This is a genomic window from Azoarcus taiwanensis (genome assembly GCF_012910885.1).
GTDB lineage: Bacteria > Pseudomonadota > Gammaproteobacteria > Burkholderiales > Rhodocyclaceae > Azoarcus_F > Azoarcus_F taiwanensis.
Genome location: NZ_WTVM01000126.1, coordinates 1 through 11,450 on the forward strand (window position 1 = coordinate 1; position 11,450 = coordinate 11,450).

The 11,450-nt window shown below is 60.8% G+C and carries 10 protein-coding genes and 2 pseudogenes; 8 read left to right on the forward strand and 4 right to left on the reverse strand.

Translation table 11 applies throughout. The features are described from left to right. The 5 genes and pseudogenes from GPA21_RS16160 to GPA21_RS16180 form a co-directional block, all read left to right on the forward strand. A pseudogene (locus tag GPA21_RS16160) lies at positions 1–505 on the forward strand (SurA N-terminal domain-containing protein); the annotation flags it as partial. 663 nt (positions 506–1,168) lie between these two features. Next, positions 1,169–1,762 (forward strand): group II intron maturase-specific domain-containing protein, encoded by a 594-nt coding sequence (locus tag GPA21_RS21300; protein WP_339379786.1) that lies wholly within the window; start codon positions 1,169–1,171, stop codon positions 1,760–1,762. Positions 1,763–2,183: 421 nt separating this feature from the next. After that, positions 2,184–4,238, forward strand: a complete 2,055-nt coding sequence (locus GPA21_RS16170) for an outer membrane factor lipoprotein domain-containing protein (protein WP_211163648.1) — start codon at positions 2,184–2,186, stop codon at positions 4,236–4,238. Between the two features lie 67 nt (positions 4,239–4,305). Further along, positions 4,306–4,623, forward strand: a complete 318-nt coding sequence (locus GPA21_RS16175) for a hypothetical protein (protein WP_168989162.1) — start codon at positions 4,306–4,308, stop codon at positions 4,621–4,623. An 88-nt stretch (positions 4,624–4,711) separates the two neighbouring features. Beyond that, positions 4,712–6,616: an AAA family ATPase gene (locus GPA21_RS16180; protein ID WP_168989163.1), complete on the forward strand. Its 1,905-nt coding sequence runs from the start codon at positions 4,712–4,714 to the stop codon at positions 6,614–6,616. Between the two features lie 68 nt (positions 6,617–6,684). Here the strand turns inward: GPA21_RS16180 and GPA21_RS16185 are convergent, their stop codons facing one another. After that, a complete protein-coding gene (locus tag GPA21_RS16185; protein WP_168989164.1) occupies positions 6,685–7,476 on the reverse strand; it encodes an enoyl-ACP reductase FabI in 792 nt (263 codons plus the stop codon). A gap of 292 nt (positions 7,477–7,768) precedes the next feature. Between GPA21_RS16185 and GPA21_RS16190 the strand changes: the two genes are divergently transcribed. Then, complete coding sequence (locus GPA21_RS16190) at positions 7,769–9,328, forward strand: protein adenylyltransferase SelO (RefSeq protein WP_168989165.1); 1,560 nt, start codon at positions 7,769–7,771, stop codon at positions 9,326–9,328. A gap of 3 nt (positions 9,329–9,331) precedes the next feature. Here GPA21_RS16190 and GPA21_RS16195 read toward each other — a convergent pair whose 3' ends face one another. Then, positions 9,332–9,910, reverse strand: coding sequence for an NnrU family protein (locus tag GPA21_RS16195; protein WP_168989166.1), 579 nt, complete (start codon positions 9,908–9,910; stop codon positions 9,332–9,334). Positions 9,911–9,932: 22 nt separating this feature from the next. Beyond that, on the reverse strand, positions 9,933–10,379 hold the full coding sequence (smpB, locus tag GPA21_RS16200; protein WP_168989167.1) for an SsrA-binding protein SmpB: 447 nt from the start codon (positions 10,377–10,379) through the stop codon (positions 9,933–9,935). Between the two features lie 90 nt (positions 10,380–10,469). Between smpB and GPA21_RS16205 the strand changes: the two genes are divergently transcribed. Then, complete coding sequence (locus tag GPA21_RS16205; protein WP_168989168.1) at positions 10,470–10,907, forward strand: type II toxin-antitoxin system RatA family toxin; 438 nt, start codon at positions 10,470–10,472, stop codon at positions 10,905–10,907. Between the two features lie 2 nt (positions 10,908–10,909). Next, complete coding sequence (locus GPA21_RS16210; protein WP_168989169.1) at positions 10,910–11,227, forward strand: RnfH family protein; 318 nt, start codon at positions 10,910–10,912, stop codon at positions 11,225–11,227. Here the strand turns inward: GPA21_RS16210 and GPA21_RS16215 are convergent. Further along, positions 11,228–11,450, reverse strand: a pseudogene (locus GPA21_RS16215) (DUF4124 domain-containing protein); the annotation flags it as partial.

An 11,450-nucleotide genomic window follows, 5' to 3' on the forward strand; every position in this document is an offset into this window, starting at 1 on the left:
CGAAGTCGCACGCGGCACCTTGCTTGCCGCCCGCGTACTTGAATACCAGGAGGCACAGCGTCTGCCGTTCGAAGCGGTGAGCGAGCAGATCGAGCGCCAGTTGCGTGCCGAACGTGCATCCGAACTCGCCCGTGAGCATGGCGAGTCCTTGCTTTCCCAGCTGTCCGCGGGCGAAGCACCGGAACTCGAGTGGAGCACCATTCGCCGCGTGCAACGTGCCACGCCGACGCTGCCGCAGCGGGCAATGCAGGCCGTATTCTCGGCACCGAGTGCCGAGTTGCCGGCGCATGTTGGCGTGCCGGTAGCAGACGGCAGTTTCGCGCTGTACCGCATCGAGTCGGTGGAGCGAGCCGAACTCGACGACGACGACCCCCGTTTGCGCACGGTCGCCGATGAGTATCGTGCCAGGGTGGCCGACAAGGACTTTGATGCCTTCCTGGCCTCGTTGCGGGATCAGTACAAGGTGGAAGTGCGCGCGGCGGCTCTGCGCAGCGACAATCCCTGAGGTCATCAGGTCAGTAAAGCAAAAAGCCCGGCTTCAAGCCGGGCTTTTTCGTTATGCGCTCAGCACGGGTGCACTCTTGCGTGTGAAAGTCCCGCTGTAAGTTGATCACAGCGAACGAAGTGAAGTGCAACTGCGCGAGGGCGACCGAGCGTCGGAAGGAGGCGTGGAGCATAAGCTGCAAGGCGATGGACAAGAATCGGATAGAAGACGCTGCCGAGCAGGGCGAGCGGGCGATGAACCGCGAAGCTTTCGTGATCAAGGCGAAGTGGCGTAAATCCGGCGGTTGTGCAGTGAAGGAGTGCGATCTTACCTGGGATCTCGCCTTGTGCCTGACCAACCCAAAGGACGCAGGACAGCCGAAGGCTGGTCCTGAGCGTAGCGAAGGATGCGCGCAGCGCACAAAGGGCGACGGTGGTGAGCCGGACCGAGAACTCAGCAGAGGCCGTAGTAGCAGCCTGTTTGGGGCGAAGGGCCGAGCGAGTGGGAGGGTCGAAGGCCGTGTCGCTCGAACGTGTAGTGCATTCGAAGTCCGGGGAACCGGGGCGCAATGCGGTAGGGTGAGGTGAAGCCGCGCTTGAGGCGCTGCGTGATGAAGCACGGACGGCGCGGCATGCAACTGGAAGCCCTGGGCGAGACGGCCTGCTTGCGCAGGTGCTCGCGAGGGTGAACATAGTGGCGGCGTGGAAACGCGTCAATGCCTATCGCGGCGGTGCTGGGGTGGATGGACGGTCGATCGTCAAGACGGCGGAGTACCTGAGAGCGCACTGGCCCCGGATTCGGGAATCCTTTCTGGATGGGAGCTGCCGGCCCCTCCCGGTGCGGCGCGTCCAGATCCCACAGCCCGATGGCGGGACACGCGAACTGGGGATTCCGATGGCGACGGATCGCCTGATCCAGCAAGCCCTGCTGCAAGTCCTGCAGCGGATCATTGATCCGACCTTCTCCGAGCACAGCTGCGCCTTCCGGCCGGGACGCCGCGCGCATGGGCTGCGCAAGCTCTATGACCGGTTCCGTTTGAAGGTCAACGACGGCAAGACGGCCGTCGCGCTGGCCTCGCACCGCAAGTTTCTGGGCTATGCCTTCTGGTGCGGTCCGGGCGGGACGGTCAAGTGCAGGGTAGCTGACAAGGCGCTCAAGACCTTCAAGCAACGCATCCGGCAATTCACGCGTCGCTCGGGGGGGCGCAACCTGATCGAGATTGTCGAACGGCTGCTAGCCTATATGCCGGGCTGGAAGGCGTACTTCCAGCTCGCGTAGACACCCGGGGCGTTCCGCGAACTGGACAAGTGGGTACGACACCGGCTGCGTGCCGTACAGCTCGAGCATTGGCGTCAGAGCACGACGATGTATCGGGAGTTAAAGGCGATGGGCGCCTCCGACGAGGACGCCGTCAAGGTGGCGGCGAACAGTCGGTGCTGGTGGCGTAATAGCCGCATGGATTGAGCCGCGCAGTGCCTATCGCCTACTTCGACCGACTGGGCGTATCCGGGTTCTCATAACCTCAACTGCTCGAACCGCCCCGTGCGGACCCGCATACCGCGTGGTGTGGGAAGGGAATGGTCAGTAAACTGACCGCCCCTATGCCTATTCTCAAGCGTCTTCCGCACGCCCGTGGGGGTGTTTCCGTGGCGAGCGTGACCGGCATCACGGCGTACCTGTCTTCCCCGCGCCCGCGGGGGTGTTTCTTCCGTCCTGTGTCGGGATAATGGGTTCGGTACATAGGAGATTTCACATGCATAACCTGAAACCCAAAAAACTGCGAACACTGATCCTGGCAACACTGACTGTTGCAGCCCTCAGTGCCTGCGCGCCGCTCGATGTGGTCGATGGAGGCGGTTTTAGTGGGTTTCTCTCCGGTGCGCGTAATGTTGAGATCAATGGCATTAAGCTCGCGCAATCGGACAACTTCCGAATGGGGGGGCTGGAACAGTTGCCGCGTGTGCGCACCACTTCGGATCTGCGCTCACTCGAGCAGAACATCAAGCTCATGACTCAAGCCCGCGACCAGGCCTTCGCTCAGGAGGAGGTTGCCCTTGGTGTTATTCTAGGTCATGTTGCAGCGCAGATGGCTGCGTTGCAGGCTACCGTGGTCAGCTCGTCGCGCGAGGCGGTAGCCGATCTGCGTGATTCTCGCGGCAGCGCGGTGCGCCTGAAGCCTGGGGCGTACGCGATCCTGCCCGCACTACACACTGAGGCCCGCGCTACGATGGCTGCGCTGCCCGCGATGACGGAAACGTTGGCGCAAACCTCGCCATTTTTCTCGTTTGAACACGCTGTTCGGGTTGAAGTTGCCCAGGCCGGCTCTGGCGGCGCACTGCTCGAGGCTCTGCGCGCCATCAATCGTGCGCTCGAGACGACGAACAACGCTCTCGGCACGGTAACCGGACAAGGCGCACCGATTCAAAGCGCGACTGCGAGCGGCGCTGTTAGCGCGTCCTTGTACACCGACATGCCGGCAAACACACCGTTCGCGTTGCCCAATGGGGCGATCGCCGAACGTGTGGTCGAGGCCAATGCCACGTACTTCGTGCTTCACAATCCAACTGACAGCATTGTGATCGTGCCGCCGAATCAACTCGGTTACTTCCCGAAGCCCCCCGAGTTCTCGCAACTCCGAAAGCAGGCCGCCCCGATCATGGTTCGGATCGCCGAGAACATCCGCGAAGACCGCGAGATGCGCAGGCAGGTGAGCGACTACCAATGGAGTAACTTCTCCGGTGTCAATCAAGCTTTCGGTGGATATACGACGGTCGGCTATTCCACCTACACACCCGGTTTCCTTGGTCCAGACGGTTCTCTGACGCGCGACCTTCAGGTGCGTGACCGAGCCCGCGAACTGAGCCGAAACGATCGAAACCCTTTTGGGCGTGCCGTAAAACTCACCCGCAACGCCTTCGACGAAGCGTCAAGATGGGGCTGCCATGAGTCGTATGCCGAGTTTCGTGAGTTCGTCGAACGCGACGGCTTCGACGAATGGCTCAAGCAGGGTGGTATGCACGGGGGACCGTCCATCGGTGTCGACGCTCGATCGCGCTACGCCGACATGATCTTCCGTGGTCCGAACGCTGAATCGCTACAGGTCAACTGTCATCGGATGCTTGATCGGCATTTGTATCAGACCTCGAACTACTACGTCGGTGAAGACAGGGTAGTGAGAGACGCAGCCGAGCTGTACGCGCTCAGCGCCGTGGTGCGCAACATCCACATCATGGACGAGCGATTCGATGCGTATGAGGACATGGCAACCATCGTCCCGGTAGCGGGCAACGTCATCAGCGCTTTGCGATGCATCGGCCAGGATGCGGGCCGGCCGGTCGCCTATGTGGCCTCAGAAGGCTATCGTCGGATCAGTTCGTATCGTGAGTACGCGAGTCCGCTCATGATCGAACCGCAGGGCGAAACGACGACACGGGAGCGAGTGGAAAACGGACTGGACTGTGCCGCTGCGATACCGGCGCTAGGACAGTCGATAACGGGCGCTCGCATGGCGTTGCGCATCAAGGAGGCTTTCCCTGACGCCAGTGCCGCAGGGCGCATGATGGACGTATTGGAACTGTTCAACACGCGTTTAACCCGCCGGGACACCGAGATCGTCGGCAGAATTGCCGCCTTACCCAACACCGCAAGCAGTGTTCGCCAGGGACAGGTCATTAAGGATCTCTATGATCTCGCCCAGAACACGAACAGCATGCTCGACTTCCGTGAGGGTCTTATAACGGTCTTGGGACAGTAGGAAGGAGATGATGATGAAATCTAGTGCTATTGAAAGGCGAGTCGACATCCTGGTTTCAGCAGTGCTTATGCTGCTCGCGATCGTGATGTTCGTACGCTGGGGCGGTTCGAGCTTGATCTTCACGCAAGTGCTCAGGAACGAATTGCAGAGCGTGTGCGCCAGCGATGCTGGCTGCCAGAAGGTCGAGCGAATGGCCCGTTATAACCGGGACACCAAGCGATTGGAGGCCTTCTTCGTCGCGCATGTTCCGGCTGGCACAAAGCGCGAGCAAGTCCAGGCTCTGAGAAGCAATCTGGAATCCAGTATCGACGCATCGCGCCAGTCTTTCCCCGGCCAGTGGGCTAACGTGGCTGATCGTGCGCTGGAGGTTCGTCATGCGGGCTAATCTCTCATTCGTAGCAAAGGGCGCCTCGATGCTCGGATCATGGACGGTCATCGGCCTGTATGTGTTGGTAGCACTCGTCGCTGTCTACATGACGATCGTCATGCTGGCGGTTGCGATATTCGGTGACCGAGCGCTGACCCCCGGAACGAACCTCATCAGCGTCATTGAAGTTTGGACAGCGGCCTTGCCGGTCTACACGGTCGTGCTCGTCGTGCTGATGAAACTCATCGCGGGCGACCGTTGGGCACAACCGATCGCTTACTTGCACCTGCCGTTTGCTGCGGTCGCGCTGGTGAGCGCCATCGTGGCAAACGTGCCCTGGCTGCAAGTGGCCGAGTTTCTCGCGTTCGCCGTAATCTGCGCCGGTGCCGCAGCGTATCGCATGCCCCAAACCGACAAGACTCGAGCGCTCAGCTCAAGCAGCGGTGACGTCGATGATGACGGCGAGGAGAACGACGGGATCCTGTTCCCGGCAGAGCGCCCCGCAGTGAGCTTCAAGCACATTGTTGGCATGGCTGATGTTAAATCGAGACTACTCGAAGCTGGACATGAGATCGTTGGCTCGCAGAAGCAAACCGGCAACGGACGAAACGGAATGCTCCTTTTCGGCGAACCCGGCAATGGCAAGACCTTCTTCGCGGAGGCCTTGGCCGGCGAGCTGGAACTTCCTATCATGACCGTCACTTTCGGGGACGTCACGAGTCGTTACATCAATCAGACCTCCGAACAGGTTAAACGAGCATTTGCCGATGCCCATGCACAGGCGCCTTGCGTGCTCTTTCTGGACGAGATTGATAGCCTGATCAAAGACCGATACGCGGGCAACTCAACGTCAGACGAAGGCCCGAAGACCACCAACGTCTTGCTGACAGAACTGGTGCGTGCTCGCAAGTCCAGAATTGTCGTCATTGCGGCGACAAACCATCTGGACAAACTCGACCAGGCTGCCATTCGCGAAGGACGATTCGACTTCAAGGTCGAGATTACACCTCCAGACGAACCGGCCAGGCGTGGCCTCATCGAGCACGCTATCAAGCCGCATCGGGGCGTTTTGGAGGCCTTGCCCGAAGCAGTGGACATGGCTGCCAAACGTTGGGCGGGCTTCTCGGTGGCGCGCATTCGCGCGGTCGTGGATGAGGCCATCCGTACCGGTTTGAAGGACGATGTGATCATGCTGGTTTATTCGGACTTCCAAGCGGCCCTGCGCACTATCCAAGGCCGAAAGGGAGCCCTGCCGGCAGATGCGCTTGACCTGTCAGAACTCACACTTCCGTCTGAGATGCGAAAGCGCCTGGACGGTATCGCCAGCCGCATGAGAAACATCGAGGAAGTCGAGGCGCGCGGAGGCAAGGTGCCCACGGGCTTGCTCTTCTATGGCCCGCCGGGTACCGGGAAAACAGCGGTTGCTCGCGCACTTGCCAAGTCGTCGGGATGGGCCTTTATCGCCGTTTCCGGAAACGAGCTTCTCGGCAAACCCGAGCGTATCGACGAGATTGTGAAAGAGTCTCGCGACCTTCGTCCGGCGATCGTGTTTATCGACGAGGCCGACGATGTGCTGGCCGACCGGCGTTACGCAAGGCACTCAGCGTCGATCACCAACCGGTTGCTCACCGCGATGGATGGCGCTGGTGGCAAAGTGCATGACATCGTATGGATCGCGGCCACCAACCACCCGGACCAACTCGATCCGGCTGCGGTCCGCGGCGGTCGATTCGGCACCAAGATCGAGTTCGACTTGCCAGATGTGAAAACGATCGCCTTCTTCGTTAAGTCCTGGAAAGAGAAAAGTAGTGCGGTGTTCGCAAAGAGTGTCACGGAAGTGAAGGTGGCTCGCGCACTGGAAGGTCTGTCAATTGCCAACGTTGCAGCAGTCCTCCAGGAGGCTGCTGACCTCATGGTGGAACGAGCGCTCGATAGCGGCAGTGACGACGAGGCGGTCCAGTATGAGGACATCATCCAGGCACGCGAAGCGATCGCAGGAGACTTAGCCTAGGGACGGTCGATCATGGAGGATTCTCAACTTTTGAATGGCACGGAATCCCGGGACAGGGTCAGTGCGAGTCAGGCGTATTCCGCACTACCCAGCGCAGTCGTGTTGAAGCCGCAATCGACGTACATGATTTCGCCAGTGATGCCGCTGGCCAGATCGGAGCACATGAATGCGGCTGCATTGCCCACCTCTTCGATGGTCACGCTGCGGCGCAGCGGTGCATTGCGCTCGTTGAAGGCCAACAGGCGCCCGAAGCTTCCGATGCCGGCCGCAGCAACGGTCTTGATTGGCCCAGCCGAAATGGCATTGACCCGGGTGCCTTCGGGGCCGAGGCTGACCGCCATGTAACGCACCGAGGCCTCAAGGCTGGCCTTGGCCAGTCCCATGATGTTGTAGTTGGGCATGGTGCGCACCGCGCCGAGATACGACAACGTCAGCAAGGCGCCGTTGCGACCTTTCATCATCGGCCGGGCCGCCTTGGCCAGCAGCGGAAAGCTTGCGGCGCTGACATCCTGGGAAATGCGGAATGCGTCGCGCGAGAAAGTGTCTAGAAAATCACCCTCGAGCGCCTCGCTGGGGGCATAAGCGATCGAATGAACGAGTCCGTCGAGCCCGTCCCATTTCTCCCCGAGGTGGTCGAAAAGCCTGTTGATATCCTGATCGGCCTGGACGTCGCAGGGCAGGACAATGCTGCTGCCAAACTGCTCCGCCATCTTCTCGATTCGCTCGCGGAAACGGTCGTTCTGGTAGGTAAAGGCGAGCTCCGCGCCTTCACGGTGCATCGCCTGGGCAATGCCGAAAGCGATCGAGCGGTTGCTCAGCAGTCCGGTGACGAGAATGCGTTTGCCGGCGAGAAAGGGCATTGCACGATATTCCTAGGGTAGAGTCCGCGGATTATAGCGGATGAAATTCAGCTGCCAGTGCGGTTACGGTTCGCGCCTCGGGGTCAAGGGCCAGATATTGACGTCATACGATACGAACCTCGATCGGTGCGACTCGCGTGCTGCTTGACAGCACCCAATGGCGATTCCGAGCCCCAGCGCTACGCGACCCATCGCATAGCGTCCTGTTTAGCGGAGCGAAACGCACCGTTACTCTGAACCGTCTTGCGCCGCTTGCGTCCTACATCCAGCTCAACCCTGCACCTCACAGACAATGTACAAACTCAACTTCGACAACCGCTTCGTTGCAGAACTGCCCGGCGACCCAGATTCGTCGCTGCGTGTCCGACAAGTGCATCGTGCCTGCTACACCCGTGTCATGCCGACCCCGGTTGCCTCGCCGGCGCTGATGGCATACTCACCCGAAGTTGCGACGATACTGGAACTGGAGCCGGAAGAGATCGAATCGCGCGATTTCGCCGAGGTTTTCGGAGGCAATGCGGTGCTGCCGGGCATGGCGCCATATGCCGCCTGTTATGGTGGCCACCAGTTCGGACAGTGGGCGGGCCAGTTGGGAGATGGGCGTGCGATCACGCTCGGCGAAACGCTCAACAGCCGCGACGAGCGCTGGGAACTTCAGCTCAAGGGCGCCGGGCCGACGCCGTATTCGCGTCGGGCCGACGGTCGTGCCGTGCTGCGTTCGTCGATTCGTGAGTTCCTCTGCAGCGAGGCGATGCACCATCTGGGGGTGCCAACGACGCGGGCCTTGAGCATTGTGACTACGGGAGAGGCGGTGGTGCGCGACATGTTCTACGATGGCAACCCACGGGCGGAGCCTGGTGCGGTGGTGTGCCGGGTGGCACCGTCGTTCATTCGATTTGGCAACTTCGAGATTTTCTCCGCGCGTAACGAACTCGATGTGCTCGAGCGCCTGGTGGATTTCACCATTGGACGTGATTTTCCGCATCTGACTGGTGAGCCGGGTACGCGCCGCCTCGACTGGTTTCGCGAGGTGTGCGAGCGCACCGCGACGTTGATGGCGCACTGGATGCGCGTCGGTTTCGTCCATGGGGTGATGAATACCGACAACATGTCGATACTGGGGCTGACGATCGATTACGGCCCCTACGGCTGGATCGACAATTTCGACCCGGACTGGACACCGAACACCACCGATGCCGGAGGTCGTCGCTATCGCTTCGGCGCCCAGCCCCGGATCGCACAGTGGAATCTGGTGCAACTGGCCAATGCACTGTTCCCGCTGCTCGAAGACGCCGAGGGCTTGCAGGCCGCGCTGGACGCTTACGTGCGGACCTACGAGCAGGCCAGCCGCGAAACCAATGCCGCCAAGCTCGGTTTGTCCACCCTTGATGACGAGGACGCGAAGGCGCTTGCCGAGTTGCAGGGGCTGCTCGCGCGGGGAGAGGTTGATATGACGATCTTCTTCCGGTCGCTGGCAACGCTCGACCTTGCCGCCCCGTCGCTTGCGCCGTTCGAAGCCGCCTTCTATTCGGAAGCAAAGCGGCATCAATGCGAGGAAGCGTTACTTGGCTGGCTCCATCGCTATGCTGCCCGTAGCCGCCTCGACCCCATGCCACGCGATCGTCAGGTCAGCATCATGAATGCCGCCAACCCGCGCTTCGTGCCGCGCAACTACCTTGCCCAGCAGGCGATCGAAAAAGCGGAGCAGGGCGATGCCAGCGAACTGCTGACGCTGCTGGATGTGATGCGCCGACCCTACGAGGAGCAGCCTGGGCGCGAGGCTTATGCCGCGCGGCGGCCCGACTGGGCGCGCCAGAAGGCAGGATGCTCGATGCTGTCGTGCAGTTCCTGAGTTTCAACCAAACGGTGCGATACCGAACAGCATTGCGTGCAGGTGGCGTGCGAAGATGAACCAGAGTACGCCGCCAGCAACGAGCACGATGCCGTCGTTCAGCAGCTTGCCTTGAACCGGCGCGACGCCTTGCGCGCGATCCCGGCGACGCGCGCTCGAGAAGGCGGCGATCGACCAGACGAGGAAACTGCCGAAGAGCAGCACATCAGCGAGCGTGCCATTGGCGATGAGGTGGGACAGCGCCCACAGTTTTACACCGGCCGCCATCGGGTGGCCGACCAGGGCCTTGATCTTCGATGGGGGTGCATAAGTCGCAACCAGCAGGATGAAGGCCGGCAGGGTCAGCAGTGCCGCAAGGTGTTTGGTCCAGATTGGCGGAAACCAGATATAAACCGGGTCGTAGCGCGCGAGTCCGTAACCCCAGACGATGAGCACCAGGCCGATCACCGAGACGATGGAGTAGGCGATCTTGTACTTGAGCAGGCCGCGCTCGGCGATCAGCTGTGCGCGGCCTTCCTCCGCAAAGATGCGGGCGGAGTGGGTCGCAAGAAAGAGAATCAGTCCGATGATGAGGTAAGTCACTCAGGGGGTCTCCGGTTGTCGCTCAGGTTTTTACGCGCATCAGGCGAGCCTTGTCCCGCTCCCAGTCGCGCTTCTTTTCGTCTTCGCGCTTGTCGTACTGTTTCTTGCCTTTGGCAAGTCCGATGGTCGCCTTGATCATGCCCTTGGCGTAATGCAGATCCAGTGGGACCAACGTGAAGCCCGCGCGTTCCACCTTGCCGATGAGCTTCGCGATCTCGCGGGCGTGCAGCAAGAGCTTGCGCGTGCGAACCGGGTCCGGTCTGACGTGCGTGGATGCACTCGTGAGCGGTGTGATGTGCATGCCGAGGATGAACAATTCCTCGTTGCGGATGATGATGTAGGCTTCCTTGATATTGGCCCGGCCGGCGCGGATGGCCTTGACCTCCCAGCCTTCGAGGACGAGGCCGGCCTCGAACTTCTCCTCGATGAAATAATCGTGAAAGGCTTTGCGGTTATCGATAATGCTCATTGGAGAAATCTCGGCCTGTCGCAGCGCGCGGGGCGCGGCCGGCTTGCTGTAGAATCCGAAAGTTTAGCAGCTAGCAGAGCCGGTTTCTTCATGGCCGAAGTCAAGAAAATCGTCCTCATCGAGTTTACGGCGGCGCAGATGTTCGATTTGGTCGATCGCGTCGAGGATTACCAGAGCTTTTTGCCGTGGTGCGGCGGCGCCGATCTCATCGAGCGCACCGATATCCGGACGGTTGCGACGATTCACATCAACTACCACGGCATCAAGGCGCACTTCAGCACCGAAAACAGCAAGGTCTGGCCGCACGAAATGCATATCCATTTGCGCGAAGGGCCGTTTCGCCATCTCGACGGCAGCTGGTTGTTCACCCCGCTCGGGGAGACTGCCTGCAAGATCGAGTTCAATCTTCACTATCAGTTTTCCAGCAAACTGCTCGAGAAGGCGCTCGGACCGGTTTTCAACCATATCGCGAACACGTTTGTCGATTCGTTCGTCAAGCGTGCCGAGCAAGTCTATCGGAGGGCATGACGATGGTGGCCAGCATCAACGTCGAGGTGGTGTACGCGTTACCGGACAGGCAGGAGCTCATTTCGCTGAACCTGCAGGAGGACGCGACGGCGGGCGAGGCGATCGAAGCGTCGGGACTGCTCGCCCTCCATCCCGAGATCGAGGTCGACAAGACCAACAAAATCGGCATTTTCGGCAAGCTGTGCAAGGCCGACACCGTGCTGAGGGATCGAGACAGGGTGGAGATCTATCGCCCGCTCATCGCAGACCCGAAGGCGGTGCGCAAGAAGCGCGCGGAAGAGGGCAAGGCGATGAAGAAGGGCGGTGGCGACGCCGACTGATCACTGACAGTTGTCGGTAATGAAGCGGCGTGTTCGCTCGATCTCCTCGGTGCGCTGTTCATCGGTCAGGAATTCGCGCTCGCCCTGTTCGTTGAAACGGGCCACCCGTTGCCCCGATTCCAGAGCCACCAGTTGGCCGCGCGCCTGGCCGCATGCCCGCTCGCGCTCCGCTGCACGCTCACGTTCCACTGCTTCCTGAGCGGCGGCTTCGGTTCGCTCGCTC